At 58.1% G+C, this 20,660-nt stretch carries 22 protein-coding genes and 1 riboswitch; of the genes, 9 read left to right on the top strand and 13 right to left on the bottom strand.

Annotated features, from left to right (window positions below):
- Positions 1-159 precede the first annotated feature (159 nt).
- Entirely contained in the window at positions 160-921 is a 762-nt protein-coding gene (locus KP626_RS06065) for a DeoR/GlpR family DNA-binding transcription regulator (protein ID WP_395975791.1), read from the top strand.
- A gap of 48 nt (positions 922-969) precedes the next feature.
- Positions 970-1,761, top strand: coding sequence for a ZIP family metal transporter (locus KP626_RS06060; RefSeq protein WP_395975789.1), 792 nt, complete (start codon positions 970-972; stop codon positions 1,759-1,761).
- A gap of 87 nt (positions 1,762-1,848) precedes the next feature.
- Here the strand turns inward: KP626_RS06060 and KP626_RS06055 are convergent, their stop codons facing one another.
- The 8 genes from KP626_RS06055 to KP626_RS06020 all read right to left on the bottom strand — a co-directional run bounded on the left by KP626_RS06055 (position 1,849) and on the right by KP626_RS06020 (position 9,320).
- Positions 1,849-2,841 (bottom strand): aldo/keto reductase, encoded by a 993-nt coding sequence (locus KP626_RS06055; protein ID WP_395975787.1) that lies wholly within the window; start codon positions 2,839-2,841, stop codon positions 1,849-1,851.
- A 186-nt stretch (positions 2,842-3,027) separates the two neighbouring features.
- On the bottom strand, positions 3,028-4,020 hold the full coding sequence (locus tag KP626_RS06050) for an aldo/keto reductase (RefSeq protein WP_395975785.1): 993 nt from the start codon (positions 4,018-4,020) through the stop codon (positions 3,028-3,030).
- 188 nt (positions 4,021-4,208) lie between these two features.
- Positions 4,209-5,204 carry an aldo/keto reductase gene (locus KP626_RS06045; protein ID WP_395975783.1) on the bottom strand — a complete coding sequence of 332 codons (996 nt, stop codon included), beginning with the start codon at positions 5,202-5,204 and terminating at the stop codon, positions 4,209-4,211.
- Between the two features lie 221 nt (positions 5,205-5,425).
- Positions 5,426-5,893, bottom strand: a complete 468-nt coding sequence (locus KP626_RS06040) for a TspO/MBR family protein (protein WP_395975781.1) — start codon at positions 5,891-5,893, stop codon at positions 5,426-5,428.
- Between the two features lie 78 nt (positions 5,894-5,971).
- Positions 5,972-6,505 carry an NUDIX domain-containing protein gene (locus KP626_RS06035; protein WP_395975779.1) on the bottom strand — a complete coding sequence of 178 codons (534 nt, stop codon included), beginning with the start codon at positions 6,503-6,505 and terminating at the stop codon, positions 5,972-5,974.
- Between the two features lie 24 nt (positions 6,506-6,529).
- Positions 6,530-7,705, bottom strand: coding sequence for an ABC transporter permease (locus KP626_RS06030; protein WP_395975777.1), 1,176 nt, complete (start codon positions 7,703-7,705; stop codon positions 6,530-6,532).
- A complete protein-coding gene (locus KP626_RS06025) occupies positions 7,702-8,394 on the bottom strand; it encodes an ABC transporter ATP-binding protein (protein WP_395975775.1) in 693 nt (230 codons plus the stop codon). Before KP626_RS06025 ends, KP626_RS06030 begins: the two co-directional genes overlap by 4 nt.
- Positions 8,391-9,320, bottom strand: a complete 930-nt coding sequence (locus KP626_RS06020; protein ID WP_395975773.1) for an efflux RND transporter periplasmic adaptor subunit — start codon at positions 9,318-9,320, stop codon at positions 8,391-8,393. Before KP626_RS06020 ends, KP626_RS06025 begins: the two co-directional genes overlap by 4 nt.
- Before the next feature lie 208 nt (positions 9,321-9,528).
- Here KP626_RS06020 and KP626_RS06015 point away from each other — a divergent pair, with 208 nt between their 5' ends.
- Positions 9,529-10,344, top strand: a complete 816-nt coding sequence (locus KP626_RS06015) for an amidohydrolase family protein (protein ID WP_395975771.1) — start codon at positions 9,529-9,531, stop codon at positions 10,342-10,344.
- 78 nt (positions 10,345-10,422) lie between these two features.
- Here the strand turns inward: KP626_RS06015 and KP626_RS06010 are convergent, their stop codons facing one another.
- The 3 genes from KP626_RS06010 to KP626_RS06000 are packed head-to-tail and all read right to left on the bottom strand — an operon-like array spanning position 10,423 to position 12,153.
- Entirely contained in the window at positions 10,423-10,686 is a 264-nt protein-coding gene (locus KP626_RS06010) for a TIGR03905 family TSCPD domain-containing protein (RefSeq protein ID WP_395975769.1), read from the bottom strand.
- Positions 10,687-10,744: 58 nt separating this feature from the next.
- Entirely contained in the window at positions 10,745-11,398 is a 654-nt protein-coding gene (locus KP626_RS06005) for a hypothetical protein (RefSeq protein WP_395975767.1), read from the bottom strand.
- Positions 11,398-12,153, bottom strand: a complete 756-nt coding sequence (locus KP626_RS06000) for a molybdopterin-guanine dinucleotide biosynthesis protein MobB (RefSeq protein ID WP_395975765.1) — start codon at positions 12,151-12,153, stop codon at positions 11,398-11,400. The genes KP626_RS06005 and KP626_RS06000 overlap by 1 nt, the downstream gene beginning before the upstream one ends.
- A 117-nt stretch (positions 12,154-12,270) precedes the next feature.
- Positions 12,271-12,352, top strand: a riboswitch (ZMP/ZTP riboswitch).
- A 53-nt stretch (positions 12,353-12,405) separates the two neighbouring features.
- On the opposite strand from KP626_RS06000, the gene pflB reads away from it, so the two are divergent.
- Both pflB and pflA read left to right on the top strand, forming a co-directional pair.
- Positions 12,406-14,640, top strand: coding sequence for a formate C-acetyltransferase (gene pflB, locus KP626_RS05995; RefSeq protein ID WP_395975763.1), 2,235 nt, complete (start codon positions 12,406-12,408; stop codon positions 14,638-14,640).
- A gap of 2 nt (positions 14,641-14,642) precedes the next feature.
- Positions 14,643-15,368 (top strand): pyruvate formate-lyase-activating protein, encoded by a 726-nt coding sequence (pflA, locus tag KP626_RS05990; protein WP_395975761.1) that lies wholly within the window; start codon positions 14,643-14,645, stop codon positions 15,366-15,368.
- A 107-nt stretch (positions 15,369-15,475) separates the two neighbouring features.
- Here the strand turns inward: pflA and KP626_RS05985 are convergent, their stop codons facing one another.
- Positions 15,476-15,607 (bottom strand): hypothetical protein, encoded by a 132-nt coding sequence (locus tag KP626_RS05985; protein ID WP_395975759.1) that lies wholly within the window; start codon positions 15,605-15,607, stop codon positions 15,476-15,478.
- 175 nt (positions 15,608-15,782) lie between these two features.
- Here KP626_RS05985 and KP626_RS05980 point away from each other — a divergent pair, with 175 nt between their 5' ends.
- From KP626_RS05980 to KP626_RS05965, 4 genes are all read left to right on the top strand, one after another.
- Positions 15,783-16,970: an amidohydrolase gene (locus KP626_RS05980; RefSeq protein WP_395975757.1), complete on the top strand. Its 1,188-nt coding sequence runs from the start codon at positions 15,783-15,785 to the stop codon at positions 16,968-16,970.
- A 573-nt stretch (positions 16,971-17,543) separates the two neighbouring features.
- Positions 17,544-18,242, top strand: a complete 699-nt coding sequence (locus KP626_RS05975; protein WP_395978973.1) for a response regulator transcription factor — start codon at positions 17,544-17,546, stop codon at positions 18,240-18,242.
- Entirely contained in the window at positions 18,232-19,350 is a 1,119-nt protein-coding gene (locus KP626_RS05970) for a sensor histidine kinase (RefSeq protein WP_395975755.1), read from the top strand. Before KP626_RS05975 ends, KP626_RS05970 begins: the two co-directional genes overlap by 11 nt.
- 15 nt (positions 19,351-19,365) lie before the next feature.
- On the top strand, positions 19,366-19,995 hold the full coding sequence (locus KP626_RS05965; protein WP_395975753.1) for a GyrI-like domain-containing protein: 630 nt from the start codon (positions 19,366-19,368) through the stop codon (positions 19,993-19,995).
- 86 nt (positions 19,996-20,081) lie between these two features.
- Here the strand turns inward: KP626_RS05965 and KP626_RS05960 are convergent, their stop codons facing one another.
- Complete coding sequence (locus KP626_RS05960; protein WP_395975751.1) at positions 20,082-20,618, bottom strand: HdeD family acid-resistance protein; 537 nt, start codon at positions 20,616-20,618, stop codon at positions 20,082-20,084.
- Positions 20,619-20,660 lie beyond the last annotated feature (42 nt).

Below are 20,660 nucleotides of genomic sequence, written 5' to 3'. Positions count from 1 at the left end.
TAAGAGAATTCCTATGCATTTTGAGTAAAATCAAGGATCAAAGCCCTTATTTGCAAAAAATGCTGTCCGAATCACAAAATATGTTGTTTACTTTTGATGGATTGTTGGCTACACTGAAGAAAAAGAGATTACTTTTTTGATGATGTGAGGAGTGGCCACATGACAACGTCCCAGAGAAGAATGCGGATCTTTGACATCATACAGGACAACAAATCGGTGGAGGTTAACAATCTGGCCAAGATGTTTTCCGTTTCTACCATGACCATACGCCGGGATCTGGCCATTTTTGAAAAGCAAGGGCTCATCACCACCAACTACGGAGGCGCCTATCTCAACCAGGGCACTTCGATGGACGCCAGTTTTTCGCTAAAGTCGGGGCAGCGCATTGAAACCAAGCGGGCCATTGGCTATGAGGCCAGCAAGCTGGTGGAGGATGGGGATACCATCATCATGGACTGCGGCACCACCGTGCTGCAGATGGCCAAATACCTGCAGGATAAGCGGATCACCATCATTACCAACTCCTGGGTTCTGGTAAACTACTTCCGCTCCAACAGCAGGGTGACTTTGATCCTAGCGCCGGGGGAATATAAGGAAAACCAGGCGGGAGTCATCAGCGATATGACCATGCGGTTCTTTGAGACCTTTAATGTGGACAAGACCTTTTTAGGCACCCAGGGCTTGGAGCTGGAGCGGGGCGCTACGGTGGCGGATTTCACCGAGTGCAACATCAAGCGCACCATGTTGCAGGCTGGCAAGGTTAAAATTTTGCTGGCGGATCACAATAAACTGGGACAGACCTTCCTGGTTAAGCAGGCCGACGTGGACGAGTTCGATTATATCGTCACCGACAACCAGTCCGATCCCACCTACCTGCAAAGGATTCGGGATCTGGGGGTTACGGTATACGTAGCGGAATAAGGCGAACAAGAGGGCCTTTGGCCCTCTTTTCTTTTGAGGAGTGAATGAATGGACGGAATCTCTCCCCTGGCGCTTGCCCTGTTGGGCACAGGGTTTACCTTTTTTATGACGGCGGCAGGAGCCGCCATGGTATTTTTCTTCCGCAAGGAAGTTTCCGCCGACCAGCAGCGGCTGTTTTTGGGATTTGCCGCCGGGATCATGGTGGCAGCCTCGGTGTGGTCCCTTCTGATTCCCGCCATCGATATGGCGGAAGAACAGGGCATGATCGGCTGGCTGCCCGCCGCGGGAGGGTTTCTTTTAGGGGGACTGTTCCTCCTGGTGCTGGATCGTCTGCTGCCCCATCTCCATGCCGATTGCGATATCCCAGAGGGGCTGCCCAGCTCCATGAAGCGCACCACCATGCTGGTTTTGGCGGTCACGCTGCACAACATCCCCGAAGGCATGGCGGTGGGCCTCACCTTTGGATTGGCGGGAGAGGGAGTGGCAAGCCTCAGCGCCGCGCTGGTGCTGGCTCTGGGGATGGGCATTCAGAACTTCCCCGAGGGAGCCGCCATCTCTCTGCCCCTAAAACGGGAGGGGCTTAGTAATGGGAAATCCTTTGTTTATGGCGCTTTGAGCGGCGTTGTAGAGCCGTTAGCCGGGGTAGTAGGGGTCCTGATGGCGGGAACCATGCGCAGTGCTATGCCCTGGATGCTGGCCTTTGCCGCCGGCGCTATGATCTATGTAGTGGTGGAGGAGCTGATTCCCGAAGCGCATCTGGGGGAACACTCCCATGTGGGCACCCTGGGGGTTATGGCTGGCTTCTTAGTGATGATGATTCTGGACGTAGCCTTGGGCTAAAGGACCTTCGTCCGGTGGAAAGCCGGAGTCAGCTGCACCCAGTCAAGCAATAAAAAAGAGCCGCGTAAGCGGCTCTTTTTGATTTACTTACCAGTTGTAAGCGTCGGTGGCTTCCACATGCTCGGTCACCAGGGTGCCCTGCTTGTTCATGCCGTGGCTGGGGAAGATGGTCTCCAGCTCTTTGATCTGCTCCTCGGTGAAGGTCACATCCAGAGCCTTGATGGTGTCATGCAGCATATCAAGGGTCCGGGGGCCGGACAGGATGGAGCTGACCATGGGGTTGTGGAGCAGCCAAGCCTGAGCGATGATGGCCTCGGGCACGCCGATCTTCTCGGCGAAGGCCTTGAACTTGGTGAGCTGCTCGATCTGATAATCGTGGAGCTGACGGCCCTTGGAGCGGGGGCCGGGATCGCTCATAGCGTGACCGGACAGATGGCCGCCGCCCACGGGGCTGTAGCACATAAGACCCATGCCGAGCCGCCGCAGAGCGGGGATGACCTCCAGCTCGGGCTGACGGGTAACCAGGTTATAACGGTGCTGGTCGCAGATGAGGCCCATCATGCCGATGGATTCCGCATATTCCTGACAGGTGCACAGGTCGGTGGCGGAGAAGGCGGAGGAAGCGACATAGTCGAACTTGCCCTGGAAATAAGCGACCTTGAAGGCGGGCCACAGCTCTTTCCAAGCAACGCTGCGGTCTACCCGGTGCATCATGTAAATTTCCACATGGTCGGTCTGCAGCCGGCGGAGGGAGTCATCCAGATGGCGACGGATCTTCCAGGCGGACAGGCCGCGCTGCCGGTTGGCGCCATCTTCTTCGCCCATGGTGGCGTTGAACTTGGTGCACATAACGACCTTCTCCCGGCGGCCGCCGCCCTGGGCGAACCACTTGCCGATGATCTCCTCGCTGGCGCCGCCACCGTAGGCGTTGGCCGAATCAAAAAAGGTAATGCCGTTGTCAAGCGCCTCGTCCATGATGCGGAAGCTTTCCTTCTCGTCGCACAGACGGCCAAAGGCCATGGTGCCCAGGCAGATGCGGCTGACGTACAGACCGGACTGGCCCATCTTGTTGTACTGCATACTACATCGCTCCTTAATGGTATATTTCCGCGGCGTCCAGCCGCAGCTTTACTGGGTTTGTAACATTGAAATTATTGCACAAATGGAAGGCGATTACAAGCGCAGGGCCCGTCCCAATGGACTGGGTTGCAGAAACAGAAACTGGGAATAAAAAAAGAGCCGCCAAAGCGGCTCTTTTTGATTTACTTACCAGTTGTAAGCGTCGGTGGCTTCCACATGCTCGGTCACCAGGGTGCCCTGCTTGTTCATGCCGTGGCTGGGGAAGATGGTCTCCAGCTCTTTGATCTGCTCCTCGGTGAAGGTCACATCCAGAGCCTTGATGGTGTCGTCCAGCATCTCCACAGTGCGGGGGCCGGACAGGATGGCGCTCACATCGGGATTCTGGAGCAGCCAGGCCTGAGCGATGATGGCCTCGGGCACGCCCATCTTCTCGGCGAAGGCTTTGAACTTGGTGAGCTGCTCGATCTGATAGTCATGCAGCTTCCGACCGGAAGAACGGGGGCCGGGATCGCTGATGGCGTGGCCGGACAACTGGCCGCCACCCAGGGGGCTGTAAACCAGCATGCCCATGCCGAGCCGCCGCAGAGCGGGGATGACCTCCAGCTCGGGCTGACGGGTAACCAGGTTGTAACGGCCCTGGTCGCAGATGAGGCCCATCATGCCCCGTTTCTCGGCCTCATACTGGGCGGTGCACAGATCGGTGGCGGAGAAGGCGGAGGAAGCGATATAGTCGGTCTTGCCCTGGAACTGGGCTACCTGGAAGGCGGGCCACAGCTCACGCCAGGACACGCTGCGGTCAGGCCGGTGCATCATGAAGATCTCCAGATGGTCGGTCTGCAGCCGGCGGAGGGAGTCGTCCAGGTGACGACGGATCTTCCAAGCGGACAGGCCGGGCTTGTTGTTGGCGCCGTCAGCCTCGCCCATGGGCGCGTTGAACTTGGTGATGAGGACGATCTTCTCCCGGCGGCCGCCGCCCTGGGCGAACCACTTGCCGATGATCTCCTCGCTGGCGCCGCGGCCATAGATATTGGCGGTGTCGAAGAAGGTAATGCCCTTCTCAACGGCCTCGTCCATGATGCGGAAGCTTTCCTTCTCGTCGCACAGTCCGCCAAAGGCCATGGTGCCCAGGCAGATGCGGCTGACGTACAGACCGGACTGACCAATCTTGTTGTAGACCATTGTACATCTCTCTCCTTATGATAGGTATTTCCGCGGAATGAGCCCGCGGTTTTGCGTATGGAATATATAGAAATTATTGCATAAATGCCGTGGCATTACAAGCGCAGGGCCCGCCCCAACGGCGCGTCGTGCAAAAACAGAAACTAGGAATAAAAAAAGAGCCGCGCAAGCGGCTCTTTTTGGTTTACTTACCAGTTGTAAGCGTCGGTGGCTTCCACATGCTCGGTCACCAGGGTGCCCTGCTTGTTCATGCCGTGGCTGGGGAAGATGGTCTCCAGCTCTTTGATCTGCTCCTCGGTGAAGGTCACATCCAGAGCCTTGATGGTGTCGTCCAGCATCTCGGAGGTACGAGGGCCGGACAGGATGGCGCTCACATCGGGATTCTGGAGCAGCCAGGCCTGAGCGATGATGGCCTCGGGCACGCCCATCTTCTCGGCGAAGGCTTTGAACTTGGTGAGCTGCTCGATCTGATAGTCGTGGAGCTTCCGGCCCTTGGACCGGGGACCGGGGTTATCCATAGCATGGCCGGACAGATGGCCGCCGCCCAGAGGACTGAAGACCAGCATGCCCATGCCGAGCCGCCGCAGAGCGGGGATGACCTCCAGCTCGGGCTGACGGGTAACCAGGTTGTAACGGCCCTGATCGCAGATGAGGCCCATCATGCCCCGCTTCTCGGCCTCGAACTGAGCGGTGCACAGGTCGGTGGCGGAGAAGGCGGAGGAAGCGACATAGTCCAGCTTGCCCTGGAACTGGGCAGCCTGGAAGGCGGGCCACAGCTCGCGCCAGGATACGGTGCGGTCAACCCGGTGCATCATGAAGATCTCCACATGGTCGGTCTGCAGCCGGCGGAGGGAAGCGTCCAGATTCCGGCGGATCTTCCAGGCGGACAGGCCGGGCCGGTTGTTGGCGCCGTCCAGCTCGTCGCCCACGGGGAACATGAACTTGGTGATGAGGACGACCTTCTCCCGGCGGCCGCCGCCCTGGGCGAACCACTTGCCGATGATCTCCTCGCTGGCGCCGCGGCCATACACGTTGGCGGTGTCGAAGAAGGTGATGCCCTTCTCAACGGCCTCGTCCATGATGCGAAAGCTTTCCTTCTCGTCGCACAGTCCGCCAAAGGCCATGGTGCCCAGGCAGATGCGGCTGACGTACAGACCGGACTGACCAATCTTGTTGTAAACCATTTGTCTCTCTCCTTCAATAAAGTAAATATGTATCCTGACCAGCGCCAAAGCGCGGCAAATACCAAAGAAACTGTAACGGGCTCATTATTTCATGGGGGAAGAAGGACTGTCAAGGCCGGCGCCCTTGTCCTGGAATGCAGAAAAGCGTTCTTTCATTTTTTGCTCGCTGACGGCGTATAAAAAAGGAAGCCGCATTGCGGCTTCCTTCTTCAGTTAGGACACTAGGGATTGAGTAGATAGATCATAAGGTTCAGATAACCGGCAAAGGTAACCCACACCAGGTAGGGGATCTGAAGATAGGCAGCCAAGGGACGAACCCGGTAAAAGGCGACGATCATCCAGAGGATCAGGACCCATAGCAATACCAGCCAGAGGAAGGAGGGCAGATACCACTGAAATCGGAAAAATAGAATAGGCCAGATAAAATTCACCAGAAGTTGTATGCCGTAGAGAAGAAGGGCCCGCTTGCTGTCCGGCCCTCCTTCCCGGTAGACCAGGGCGCTGCTAATGCCCATCAGGACATACAGGATGGTCCAGACCACGGGGAATACCCAGGCAGGCGGTGCCAGCGGCGGCTGGTTAAGGGTTTTGTAAAGATCCATGCTTCCGCCGGTCAAAAGGGCGGAGAGCCCGCCCACGCCCAGGGCGATGAGAATGGAATAGACATAGGGTTTGACGCGGTTCCACATTGCACTCACCTCATGATCTAACGATATGCTGTTAGATTAGGATTAGAAGAACCCAGCTCCCCTATGCGGCCTATTTTTTTATTCCAAGATCTCCTTGGCCATGAGAAGGCCAACGATGGTTTTGGCGTCCCGGAGCTCCCCCGCCATGATCCGCTCCCATAGGACGGGGAGGGGCACCATCTCCAGGGAAACGAATTCACCCTCGTCAGGATGGCTGTCCGCTGCTGTTAGATCCTGGGCCAGGTAGATGTGCAGTACCTCGTCGCAGAACCCGGGAGAAGACCACATGGCGGTGAGCTTTTGCCATCGCTTGGCCGAGAGCCCCGTCTCCTCGGACAGCTCCCTCTGCGCGCAGGCAAGGGGGTCTTCTCCCGGATCCAGCTTCCCGGCGGGAAGCTCCCATAGCTCCGACTGAGCGGCAATACGGTACTGGCGCACCATGGCCACCCGGCCATTTTCATCCGCTGCCACAACGGCGGATGCGCCGGGGTTCCGCACCACCTCTCTGAGAGCGGGACGGCCGTTTGGCAGGGTGATCTCCATCCGGTCCACCGAAAAGATTTTTCCGTTGAACACCGTGGACTGGCTGACGATGGTTTCCTCGCGTTTCATGGGAATTCTCTCCTTCTCCATCCGCTAATGGCGGAGGGCTTCGATGGGATTGAGCCGGCTGGCCTTCCGGGCGGGGGCAAAACCAAAGAGGATGCCCACGGCGGCGGAAAAGCCGACCCCCAATAGTATAGCACCAAAGGAGACGGAGCAGGAGACCCCGATGACGGCAGAGGCCAGCAGGGTACAGAGAACGCCCCCAACCGCTCCAATGAGCCCGCCCAGCAGGGATAGGAACATGGATTCCAGCAAAAACTGCAGCTGAATGCGCCGGGGCTCGGCGCCCAGAGCTTTGCGGAGGCCGATCTCGGTGGTCCGCTCTGAAACCGACACCAGCATCATATTCATGATGCCGATGCCCCCTACCAAAAGAGCGATGGAGGCAATGCCGATGAGGAGAGCCTCCATCATGGCTTGGAGCTCCCGGAGCACCTTTGTCAAGCTATCCATATTGATGATGGAGAAAGCGCCCTCCCGGTAGTTAAATGCCTGGCGGAGGATGGATTTCGTCTCTTCTACGGCGGCATCCATTTGGGCGGAATCCCGCAGATACAGATCCACGGCTCCAAGGCTATCCTGGCCCAGAAGGGACATCATGGCCTCATAGGGCAGGATGACCAGATCCTCTCCCGTCAAGAACATGGCGTCCACCGCCCGGGACCGATCCGTAACCCCCACCACCGTAAAATCTACCCCATGAAGGGTGATGGTGCGGCCCAGGGCGCTTCCTCCCAGAAAATGGGCTCGTTCGGTGTCCTCTCCAATGAGACACACCCGGCTGTGGGCGGAGGCGTCCAAAGCGGTCAGCGCCCGGCCGGATTTGATGGCGGGCGCCTCCTCCCGAAAGTACACATGGCTCTTGCCCAGGACGGTCACATCCTCTACGGTCTGTCCGTTCATCCGGACGGGCGCTGTCACGGATAGGTTGGGGGAAAGGCCGCAAACCGAGGAGATGCCCTCCAGCCGTTCCAGATCCTGGGAGGAAAGCCCCTCCTTCAGAGCGGTGCCGGTGACCTGGACCGAAAGCTTGCCAGCTCCCAGGCCGATGAATTTCTGATTGATGGCTCCCATGACCCCTTGAACCATGGAGATAAGGGCGATGATGGCCGCAACCCCGATGACGATGCCCAGCACCGTTAGAAAGGAGCGAAGCTTGTTGTGCCGGATATTCTGCCAAGCCATGCGGATGCTTTCCAGAATCATGACAACGCCTCCCCCGAGGAGAGACGGCCGTCCAGGATGTTCACCACCCGCTGCGCCGTTTTCGCCAAATCCTGGTTGTGGGTGATCATGACGATGGTGTTGCCCTCCCGGTGCAGGTCATGGAACAACTCCATCACCTGGAGGCCGGTGTGCTGATCCAGGGCGCCGGTGGGTTCATCGGCCAGGAGAAGGGAGGGCCGGCAGGAGAGGGCGCGGGCAATGGCCACCCGCTGCTGCTGGCCTCCCGACAGCTGCCGGGGGTAGTGGGCCATTCGGTTCTCCAGCCCCATCCGGCTTAAAAGTCCCTGAGCGATCTCCCTGCGCTGGCGCCGGCCAACGCCAGCATAGGTCAGGGGAAGCTCCACGTTTTCCAGGGCGGTGAGCCGGGGCAACAGATAGAAGGATTGAAAGACGAATCCAATCTCCCGGTTGCGGAGTCGTGCCAGCTCCCGTTCGCTTAAGGAGGACACCTCCTGTCCCATGAGGGTATACCGCCCCCGGGTGGGCATGTCAAGACAGCCCAGGATGTTCATGAGGGTGGACTTCCCGGAGCCCGAGGGGCCCAACACCGCTACAAACTCCCCCTCGTAGAGGGTGAAGTCCACCCCTTTTAGCACCAGCTGCTCCTCCTCCCCAATGGGATAGGCCTTTTCCACCCCGCTAAGGGTTAAAATGGGCCGCCGAGTCATTCCGTTTCCTCCCGGATCAAATCCATGGGGTTCAGGCTTTGGGGCTGTTCCACCGGGAAGTAAACGGTTTCTCCCGGCGTCACACCCTGCTGAATTTGGGCGTATATGCCGTCGCTGATTCCCACGGTGACGTATTTGGCGTCCATACGGCCCTTTTCGTTGACATAATAGACGTAAGGACGGTTCTGATCGTCGGTCTGAAGGGCCTTTACCGGCAGCAGCACTCCATCCGTCACCGATTGATTTTCCAGCTTGACCTCTGCGGACATACCGGCCAGCAGCCCTGCGGGCAGTTGGGATAACACAACTTCTACCTCAAAATAGGGGACGCCTCCCTGGCCCGACGCCTCCCTGGCAATGCGGGAAATGCGGCCGTCCTGGGTGAGGCCCAGGGCATGGATGGAAACGCGGACGGGCTGGTCCAGGGAGAGGGCGGCCACATCCTGTTCGTCAACCTGAATCCGTATCCGCAGATCCTGGTAGTCTACCACGGAAAACAGGGTTTGTCCCGCTGGGACGGTCTGGCCCTTTGAAAGGGTAAGTCCCCATAGCTCGCCGTCCATACCAGCCCGGTATACCCGACCATCGGAGGTTTTCAATACGGCCTCTCCCTTTTCCACACGATCCCCCTCCCTGTAATAAAGCTGGGATATGGTAAGGGGGTCCTCCGCAACCGATACCGTCCGTTCCGGCGCGATGACCGACCCGGAAAAACTATAATAGGTGGTGAGGTCTCCGGTAAGGGCCGTCTGTTGGATGTAGCCGTCATCGGGGGAGCGGGAAAGGGCGACCAATAGCACCAACCCGGCCAAAACCACCGATAAAAGCGCCGCCCAGAGCAGCCGGGTTTTGCGCCTGTGGGGCCGGAATGCCCCGTTCTGTTTTTCCGCCGCTCCAAACGGCTTTTCATCCCTGCGGCTTGTCATCTGGCGTCGCTCCCTCCCCATGGTTTCCGGCGGTTTCAAATCCTTTTCTATACTGTTTGCTTCCGGGGACTTCTTATGCGCCCAAAGAGGAGGTATGGACGGGAAACTTTCCTGAAAAATTGCCCCGCCAGGTGGACATTTGGCCTTTAAGGGTTTAGAATATGTCCATTCTTCCGCCCGGCGGGGCGGACCACGGAGACGAACAAAGATGCAAAACCCTGCGGAATATCACGGAAAAATCGCCGATGCCCATACCCATATCTTCCCCGCGAAAATTGCGGAAAAGGCCACGGCGTCCATCAGCAAGTTCTATAATGTGCCCATGCAGTTCATCGGTCTTAGCAGTCATTTGCTGGAGAGCGGCAGCCGGATAGGGGTGGGAAAGTATCTGGTGTGCTCCACCGCCACCCGGCCGGACCAGGTTCGTTCCATCAACGATTTCATCGCTGGGGAATGCGCCCGCGAGCCCCGCTTTTTGGGATTCGCCACCCTGCATCCGCGGATGGAGGGCTGGGAAGCGGAGCTGGACCGGATGCTGGAGCTGGGCCTTCATGGCGTCAAACTCCACCCCGATTTTCAGGATTTCTGCATAGATGATCCCGCTTGCATTCCCCTGTACCGGTGTATCGCCCAAAGCGGGCTGCCGGTGCTGTTCCACATGGGGGATGCTCGCTATGACCGTTCCGCTCCCTTCCGGCTACGGAACGCCGCTGACGCGGTGCCGGACCTCCGGTGCATCGCCGCCCATTTTGGGGGCTACCAGCGGTGGCAGGAGGCCATGGATTGTCTCTACGAGGGCAACATTCAGTTCGACACCTGCAGCAGCCTATTTCAGCTTTCCCCGGAATATGCCGTGGAGATGATCCGCCATATGGGGCCGGAGCGGTTTTTCTTCGGTACCGATTTTCCCATGTGGGACCATGTGCTAGAGCTGGAGCGGTTTTTGAATCTAGGCCTGACGGACCGGGAGAACGAAATGATCCTGTACCGCAATTTTGAGACGTTCTTCGGGGTAGAGGTTTAGAAGAGGGTGAAAGGAAGAAGAAATGCCCCCGGCAAGCGCCGGGGGCATTTTTCTGGAATTGGGGTTTGGTCAAACAGCCTATTGCTCCTCCCGTTCTTCCCCAAAGGCAGCGGCTACCGCCTGCGCCAGTTGATCGGGGCAGGAGGTGTGCTTCATGCCGCAACGGATACCGGCAAACAGCTCGTGGAGCCGTTCCACGGTCATGCCCTCCGCCGCTCGGGCAATGCCCTGGAGGTTGCCGTTACAGCCTCCTTCAAATACCACGTTTGTTACCACATTCCCCTCTAAATCAAACGCGATGGAGCGGGAGCAGGTGCCGCTGGTACGGTAGGTGTGTCTCATACAAAACGCTCCTTTTGCCCGTGATGCCTTGGAGTATACCCGGATTTATCCCCATTGTCTAGGGGCGTATCCGGCGGAAGGCGTCCTTGGCTTTGGAAAGGATGGGAAGGGAATCCGGTCCCCGGCGCAGATACATGGCGTCCAATTCCCGCAGATAGGCGGATTCCAGGGCTTCCATATCCGTTCCATGAACGGCTGCTTGGCGTAAGAAGGCCTCTCCCGCCGCCAGTTTGGAAGGGGTTAAGGCGGGAAGGTAGGTTAGAAGAAAGGCCAGGATAGGGCCCAGATCCTCCTCCACCGGCCCGGAGATGAGGGGCTCCTCAAAATCCACCGAGCGGCAGATCATGCCGTCGTAGAGAAAATTTCGCAGGTTCACGTCCCCCCGCAGACAACCGGTCATGGCGTGGTACCTGGCGATCCAATCGCAAAGCGCTTTCATGGCGGCGGAAAGCGGGATTTGGGCATCGGTCTCGGCGGCGTCAGCCAGCTCGGCGTAGTTCTCCCCCGGAAGATAGTTCAGGTACAGGCAGCGCCCTTTTCTCCATAAAACCCGGGGAATGGAGTCCACCCCCCGGCTATGGAGCAGAAGAAGGGTGCGCTGCTCCGTTAATAGGGTTTCTTCATCCCGGTACTCCTTGCGGATCACCAGCTCTCCCCGCCGGCGGACCAAGCGCACCTGGTTGCGGCGGGAATGAAAGAGATGGCCCTTCATCAGCCATCCTCCCGGATGGTGACGGTAATTTCGCTGTGCTCCCGGTAACCGTCCAGCTCCCGAACCAGACCCAGCACGGCATTTTTGACGATGCGCTCCACAAACGGCACCAGATGGAGCTCCCTGCCGCCCACGGTGATGGACACGGGCTGCCGATACTGGACGCAGTCCTCCCGCTGGGCCGCTCCATGGGCGATTTTTCCCGCAAAGGCCATGCAGTCACAGCCGCATGCCCCACAGGATTTAGGATCCACCCCTGGCAGCGGGGGAAAGGCAGTCCGCTCCACAAAGTCCGCCAAAGCGTCGGGATCTCCCAAGGGGTTCAGAACCGGAAGGCCTTGAACTTCACGGAGCCCTCCATTGGCGATGACTCCGGATACCGCCACCGTCCGAGGGTCCAGGGGATTGGGCAGGTCCTCGGGGGAGGCCGCTGACTGGATCAACGGGCAGGGCACATCCCGCACCCCTTCCAGGATGACGTAGTCCTCATCAAAATAGGACAATAGCTGTCGGTGCGGGATGGGGTGGTCAAGGAGCACGTCGGTTTCCGCCGGGCCTCTGGCGATGACGGTTCGGGCTCCGGCGGACCGGTGCCGGCCGGTGTTGGAAGCGGGATCATCTATGGAAAATCCCTCTGCATGGATTTCCTTAACGCTTCCCACCCGGTATCCACGGGCCGTAAGGGTCCGGATCAGGGCTTCGCACAGGGTGGTTTTTCCGGTTTTGCTATGGCCCACTATGGCGATGGCTTTCATGCTAAAACGCCTCCCTTTTTCGTCATTGTACCCCGGCTTTTGCCGGGACGCAAGAAAGAAGGAAGCCACTGTTGACAAGCCCTGGAAAGGAACCTATACTGAGGGTGAAAGAAAGAGGACGTTCCGCACGACTGACGGGTTTTGTGGGTTTACCACAGGGGAGTGCGGGGCTATAACGCCGACCGTCTGGGCAGCCCTTGCACATGCAAAAGGCTGTCCTTTTTTCTTACCAGTGCTAAGGAGGAAACCGCAATGGAAGAAAACAGAGCCTATCGGGGATTTGTGTCCGGCCCCTGGAAGGAAAACATCGACGTCCGGGATTTCATTCAGCGCAACTACACTCCCTATGAGGGGGACGAGTCCTTTCTGGCCTCCGCTACCCCCCGCACCCAGGAGCTGATGGAAAAGCTCAACCGGCTGCTGGCCCTGGAGCAGGAATTCGGTGGGGTGTTGGACATCGACACCGAAACCGTCTCCTCCCTGACCAGCTATGCCCCTGGGTATCTGGATCGGGAAAAGGAGCTGATTGTGGGGCTGCAGACCAACCGGCCCCTGCGCCGGGGGGTGAACCCCTTTGGCGGCATTCGCATGGCCGAGGGAGCCTGTAAAGCGTATGGCTATGAAATGGGCCAGAAGATTCGGGAGGAGTTCACCTTCCGCACCACCCATAACGATGGCGTCTATCGGGTCTATACCCCGGAGATGCGTGCCGCCCGGAAGAGTGGCGTCATCACCGGCCTGCCGGACGCCTACGGCCGGGGGCGGATCATCGGGGACTATCGCCGGGTGGCCCTTTACGGGGTGGACCGGCTCATCGAGGAAAAACAAAAGGATAAGGAAGCCAAAGGCCGTCAGCTCATGGATGTGGAAAACATCCGGCTGGGGGAGGAGCTGTACCAGCAGATCGCCTTTCTAGGCAAACTAAAGGAGATGGCCGCCCTATATGGCGTGGACATCTCCCGGCCTGCCGAGACCGCCTTGGAGGCGGCCCAATGGACCTATTTTGGATACCTGGGAGCCATTAAGGAACAGAACGGCGCCGCTATGAGCCTGGGCCGGGTCAGCACCTTCTTGGATATCTACCTGGAGCGAGATCTCCGGGAGGGAACCCTCAGCGAAGCAGGGGCCCAGGAGATCATGGATGACTTTGTCATGAAGCTCCGGATGGCCCGGCATCTGCGGACTCCGGAGTACAACGAGCTGTTTGGGGGAGACCCCATGTGGATCACCGAGAGCGTAGGGGGCATGGGGGAGGATGGCCGTACCCTGGTGACCCGGAACAGCTATCGCATCCTCCACACCCTCCGGACCTTGGGCCCCTCCGCAGAGCCCAATCTGACCGTGCTGTGGAGCCAGGACCTGCCCCGGGCGTTTGCGCGCTACTGTGCCCGGCTGTCCATCGATACCGACGCCATCCAGTACGAGAACGACGACCTGATGCGGCCTCTTTATGGGGATGATTACGCCATCGCCTGCTGCGTCTCCGCCATGCGGGTAGGCAAGCAGATGCAGTTCTTTGGAGCCCGGTGCAACCTGCCGAAGCTACTGCTGCTGGCCTTAAACGGCGGCTATGACCACACCTCCGGCCTCCACCTGGGACCCCAGATGGAGCCCATGGCGGGAGAGGTCCTTTCCTATGACGCCGTTATGGAGCGCCTTGCCGTTTACCGGGAATGGCTGTGTGCCCTTTACGTCAATACCATGAACGTGATCCACTACATGCACGATAAGTACGCCTATGAAAAGACCCAGATGGCCCTTCATGACACCGACGTGGGCCGGTTTATGGCCTTTGGGGTGGCGGGTCTTTCGGTGATGGCCGACTCCCTTTCCGCCGTGAAATACGCCAGGGTAACGCCCATTCGGGATGACAACGGCTATATGGTTGGCTTTAAGACCGAGGGGGATTTCCCCAAATTTGGCAACGATGACGACCGGGTGGACTCCATCGCCCAGGCCATCCTCCACGATACCATCACCGAGCTGCGTAAAACCCCGGCCTATCGGAACGCCGTCCACACCCTTTCGGTACTGACCATCACCAGCAACGTGGTGTACGGCAAAAAGACCGGCTCCACCCCCGACGGCCGGGAGAAGGGAGCGCCCTTTGCCCCCGGCGCCAATCCCATGCATAACCGGGAGCGGGAAGGCGCTCTGGCCTCCCTCAACAGCGTGGCAAAGCTCTCCTATGACGATTGCCGGGACGGCATTTCCAACACCTTCTCCATCGTGCCCGCCGCGCTTGGCCGGGACGACGAGGCCAGAACTCAGAACCTGGTGAATATCCTTGCCGGCTATTTTAAAAAAGGGGCCCATCACATCAACGTTAACGTCCTCAACCGGGAGATGCTGGAGGAGGCCTATGGCGATCCCAGCAAGTATCCCAACCTCACCATTCGGGTCTCAGGCTATGCCGTCAACTTCCATAAGCTGTCTCGGGAGCAGCAGCGGGAGGTCATCAGCCGGACTTTCCACAGCGCCCTGTGAAAATGGGACGGATTCATTCCTTTCAGAGCCTGGGTACGGTGGATGGCCCCGGCGTCCGGTTTGTGGCTTTTCTCATGGGCTGTCCCCTTCGGTGCGCATATTGCCATAACCCCGATAGCTGGGATTTTGCAGGAGGAACCCCTTATACCCCGGAGGAGGTCATGGCCCGGATCCGCCGGTGCCGGGAGTACTTTGGCCCCGAGGGCGGAGTGACCCTTTCGGGAGGGGAAGCGCTATGCCAGCCGGCGTTCGTCTACGAGCTGTTCTCTCTGTGCCATGAGGAGGGGATCCATACCTGCCTGGACACCAGCGGCTGCGTCTGGAATCAAGAGGTGGAGCGGGCCTTATCCGCCACCGATCTGGTGCTTTTGGACATTAAAATGACCCGGGAGGAGGACTACCGGCGCTATACCGGCGGAAGCCTGTCCGACGCCATATCCTTTCTGGCCCGCCTTCAGGAACGGGGGATTCCCACCTGGATCCGCCAGGTGATCATCCGGGACGTCAACGACGATGAAGAGAATCTCCTGCGGCTCAATGAGCTCATTGCGCCCTTTTCCTGCGTGGAAAAGGTGGAGCTTTTGCCCTTTCATAAGCTGTGTTTGGAGAAATATCAAGCGCTGGGAATCCCTTTTCCCTTTGCTGATAGAGAGCCGCCGGAGCCTGCCCTTCTGGATCGCCTGCGCGGCATGATCCGCCTAACAGGGGAAGGAGCAGCAAAAAAATAAAAAGAAGAAGACCGGCCTCGGGGCCGATGGGGAATTTCCCCAGCCTTCCCGCTGCCGGTCTTTTTTGATGCATCGTTTCATGCCGAATGGCTATCGTTCACCTAAGCTTACTGCTGGTTCTGATTCTGCTGATTCTGCTGATTCTGCTGCTGCCGCTGGTTCTGCTGCTGGCGCTGATTCTGCTGGTTCTGCTGCTGCCGCTGGTTCTGGTTCTGCTGATTCTGCTTGTTGTTGTTCACGATGAAGTCCCTCCTTTCAGCAAAGATTTCAGTCCTAGTATTTCCCGCCGCCCCGTCTTTATACCTGAATCCAATCCGCAATGCCCGGTAGAAATCCCTTTGTTTTCCAATGAATCGCATAAAAATCTTTTATCGGATCACACTAAATCCATTGGAATCAGGAGGAGGAAGGGTTATGCTTTTGATCAAAAATGGGCGGGTGCTGACCATGGAGGGAACCACCCTTCCCCAGGGCTGCGTCTTGATCAAAGGGGGCAAGATCAAGCGAGTCGCGCCAACCATAGATGAAACAAACCTGCCCCGGCATCATATCCTGGACGCCCAGGGGGGCTGGATTATGCCCGGACTCATCGAGAGCCACTGCCACATCGGCATCACAGAGGCCAACAAGGGCACCGCGGGGGACGATTGTAACGAAAGCACCGGCCCCGTCACGCCGGCGCTCCGGGCCCTGGACGCCGTCAATCCCCTGGACCGGGCCTTTGAGGAGGCGGCTCGGGCGGGAATTACCTCCTGTATGGTGGGCCCCGGCAGCGCAAACGTGGTGGGCGGCCAATTTTTGTTTATGAAGACCATGGGGGACGGCTCCATGGAATCCCGGGTGGTGCTGGAGCCCGCCGCCATGAAAGTGGCCTTTGGAGAGAACCCAAAGAACACCTATGGGATAAACGGCAACGTCCCCGCCACCCGGATGGCCATCGCCGGCCTGTTGCGGGAGGAGCTGACCCGGGCCCGGCAGTATCTACAAAGGAAATGGACTGCGGCGGAAAACCGCGAGGCGTTTGAAACGGACCATACCCTTGACTGCTGGGAGCCGGTGTTTCGGGGCAGGATTCCCCTAAAAGCCCATGTGCACCGGGCGGACGATATTCTTACCGCCGTGCGGATTGCCCGGGAATTCGGACTTTCCATGACCCTGGACCATTGCAGCGAGGGCCACATCATCCCGGAGGAAATCCAGGCGTCGGGCTTTCCTGCCATCGTGGGGCCCAGCCTTAGTTTTCACAACAAGGTGGAGATGCAATACACCGACTTCCGTACCCCGGGGGTACTGCATCGGGCGGGGGTGCAGGTGGCCATCACCACCGATCATCCGGTGACCCTGATCCAAACTCTGCCCATCTGCGCTGGGTTTGCGGCCCGGGAGGGGCTGGGAGTGGAGGAAGGGCTTCGGGCTATCACCATCAACGCCGCCCGTATCTGCCGGGTGGAGCACCGGGTGGGGAGCTTGGCCCCCGGCAAGGACGGCGACGTGGCGGTATTCACCGGCAATCCCATGGAGGTATTTACCAAGTCTTTGTTCACCATCATTGACGGCCGTTTGGTCTACGCCCATGATGGCCGAAATTTGGAGAAAAGTTGATCCAAAAAAGAAAAAAATGACTTTAATCGGTTGCAGGAACGGAAAAAATGTCGTATAAAAATGGGTGAATCGATCCTATGGTGGTGGAACAAGTTTTGCAGCAGCTTGTTCCACTGCTTTTTTTGTGGAAAAATCTTTGATAAAAGCACTGCAATATTACACTGAGCGCTTTGCGCGCGATAGAGATCCAGGTGATAACCGCGGGGAATACGTCCGTCGCCGTGTCGCTGCCCGCCCCTTAACCGTGAAAACAGACGCCTCGTTTCCGGCAAGGTACCGGCCCCTTTGGGGGTTTATGAAAACTTAAGTTTTCCATAGGGGTTTCATTAAGAACTATGGGGTAGCATGGAACCATCAAAAAGGAGGGAGCCCCATGAATAGAACCTGGTTTTATGTGGTGGGAATTGCCATGATCGCCGCCATCGGCATGGCCTTGGGGGAGATGCAGAGCCTAACCGCCCTATTATGATGGACCCCGGTCGGATATGCTATAATGTTTTATAAGCGCTTGCCGGAAAGGGAAACGCTGCTGCGGCGTTCGGCCGCTTTCATCAGGAAGACGAGGTGATCCCATTGGCCCAGGGCCGCATATTGGTGGTGGACGACGATAGGGAGATCGTAAAGCTGATCTGTCTGTATCTGGAGAACGAGGGCTATGAAACCCTTACGGCCTATAACGGCAGGGAGTGCCTGGAACGCATCGGAGCGGAGAAAGTGGACCTTCTGGTGCTGGACATCATGATGCCAGAGCTGGACGGTATGGAAGCCTGCCGCCGTATCCGGGAAACCCAGAACATCCCCATCATCTTCGTCAGCGCCAAGGGAGAGCCCATGGATAAAATCATGGGTCTTGCCACCGGCGCCGACGATTATCTTACCAAGCCCTTTCATCCCATGGAATTGGTGGCCCGGATCAAGGCCCAGCTTCGGCGGTTTCATCAGCTTGGCACCGACAGCCGGGAGGAAAACAAGGGTCAGATCGTGCTAAAGGATCTCATCATCAACCCGGCGGAGCATACCGTCCAGCGGGACGGGGAGTTCATCGCCTTTACGCCCAAGGAGTTTGAAATCCTCCTGCTTCTGGCCCAAAATCCCAATATGGTATTCAGCTCCGAAGCCATCTTTGAGCGGGTCTGGGGGCTGGATTCCCTAGGTCAGGACAATACCGTCATGGTGCATATCCGTAGGATCCGCAGTAAATTAGGGGATATGCCGAGGGAGTCCAAATACATCCACACCGTGTGGGGGGTCGGCTATAAGGTTGAGAAATAGGCCGAAACGAAAAAGCCTGAGAAGAAAGCTCATCGTCATCTCCATCGCCAGTTTTTTGCTGGCGCTTTTGGGCTTGTTCATCATCTACTATTACATCACCTATGTGCTGCAGCTGCCGGGCACCGGAGCCTATCAATTTGCCAACGTGCTGTACGCCATCCAATGGGTGGTGTCTTCCACCCCTTGGATGCTGTGGTTCCTCATTGCTTTTCCCCTGTTCATCGGGATCTTCTATCTTTTGAGCCGCCGGACCATGAAGCGGCTGGATCGGGTTTCCCAGGCGGTGCAGAACGTGGTGGAGGGGGATTATCATCCCGAGCTTCCGGAGTACAACCGGGATGAGATCGGCACCCTGGAGCAGAGCGTGAACCGCATGGCGGAGGAGATCGAGCACGCCTTTGCGGTTCAGCGCCAGGCGGAGCGGATGAAGGATGAATTCATCACCAACATCGCCCATGACCTCAAAACGCCCCTGATGTCCATCACAGGCTATTTGACCCTCATCGATGAGGAGGAGCTGAGCCTTGAGAAGGTAAAGGAGTACGCCGCCATCGCCAACGCCAAGAGCAAGCGGATGGAAAAGCTGGTCAATGACCTTTTTACCCTGTCCCGGCTGACCACCCGGGAGACGGGATTCTCCCCCTCCCAGCTAAGCATCAAACGGCTTTTGATGCAGGTTCAGGACGAGTCGGAACTGATGGTGGATCAGGCGGGTATGGAGCTGCGCCTGTTTCTCCAGCATGAGGATGTAACCTTTGTGGGGGATGGGGATCTGCTGTTCCGGGTATTCGATAACCTCATCGTCAACGGCATCCGCTACGCTCGGGAGGGCCGTTTTATCGACGTGATTCAGAAGAAGGGGGCGGGCTGCATTCTGGTATCGGTGGTGACCCATGCGAACCCCATTCCCAAGGAGGAGTTGGAGCACGTGTTCGATCGGCTGTACCGGCTGGAAAAATCCCGGTCCGAGGCCACGGGAGGCACGGGGTTTGGTCTGCCCATCAGCCGGGGAATCGTGGAGCTCCACGGCGGGTCCATGCAGGCGCGGCAAACCTTTGACGGCACCGCTTTTGACATCATGCTGCCCTTGGAACCGCCCCAGGCTTAATTGGAGGAAGGCTACATGGAAAAATTGGATTATAAAAAGGTCTACCGGGACCTGTACCAGCCCAAGGCTCAGCCCGTCCTGGTGGATGTGCCCGCCATGGGGTTTCTCCAGGTGGACGGACGGGGAGAGCCGGGAGGCGAGTGCTATCAAAGGGCCTTGAACGCCCTTTATGGCCTGTCCTTTACCATCAAGATGAGTAAGATGGGGGAGCGGCCCATTCCGGGCTATTTTGAATATGTGGTTCCTCCTTTGGAGGGGCTCTGGTGGAGTCCGGGCGGGGGATTGGATCTGTATGCTCCCAAATCCTCCTGGCGTTGGACCTCCATGATCCGCCAGCCTGAATTTGTTACGGAGAACGTGTTTCGGTGGGCAGTGGAGGAATGCCGGAAAAAGAAGCCGGAGGTGGATCTGACCGGCGTCCGGTTTGCGGTCTTTCAGGAAGGGCTCTGCGTGCAGATGATGCACCGCGGCTCCTATGACGACGAGACCCCTACCGTCCAGCGGATGTTGGAATATCTTGCAGAACAGGGTCTGTCCCTGGACCCGGAACGGAAGCACCATGAAATCTATCTCAGCGATCCTCGGCGGACGGCGGTGGAAAAGCTGAAAACCGTGGTTCGGCTTCCCGTCAAAGGGCCGCAATAGATAAAAAAGGACGGTTGATCCGTCCTTTTTTGTGTTTTGATCTGGCGGGGATAAAAGCCCTTTTCGCCATTCCTTGCCTGCCTTGGTCAATCCATCCAGCGGGGCAGGAAGATGGCGTTGAGGGTGGTGCTGACGCCCTTTAAAAGAAGCACCACTCCAAGGATCACACTGATGGCTACCATGGCGGTGATGGGCTCAAATAGGGTGAGGACGCCCGCCAGAATCTCCAGCACTCCTAGGGTGCAGAGCCAGCCCCAGCCAAAGGATCCCAGACGCCGGAGCCCAAAGGCCCGGACGGTGTGGGTGATGCCGGTTGTGAGGATCCACAGGCTGAAGAGAATGGGAACCGCCAGCACCGCAGCCGTGCGGTTGAATAGCAGGAACAGGCCCGCGATGGTGGTCAGAACGCCGTCCAACAGAACCCAGCCGGCGCCGTAGACGAAATCCTTGGCGGTAAAATAGGTGGCCATATCGATGATGCCGTCCACCAGCATCACTACCGCCAAAAGGGCGGATAGCGTCACCATGGTGGTGGTGGGGCTAGAGAGGAACAGCACCCCCATCACCACTAGAAGGATGCCGGAAAGGCACCACAGTACGCGGTAAAGGGTCCGATGCTTCATAAAAAACACTCCTTTTTTGTGGGATGCTTCCAGCGCTGGAAC

The sequence above is a fragment of the Christensenella sp. MSJ-20 genome, assembly GCF_044357945.1.
Taxonomy (GTDB): domain Bacteria; phylum Bacillota; class Clostridia; order Christensenellales; family QAND01; genus QAND01.
The sequence above is the reverse complement of the archived record's forward strand: the minus strand, read 5'-3'. Positions and strand labels throughout refer to the sequence as shown.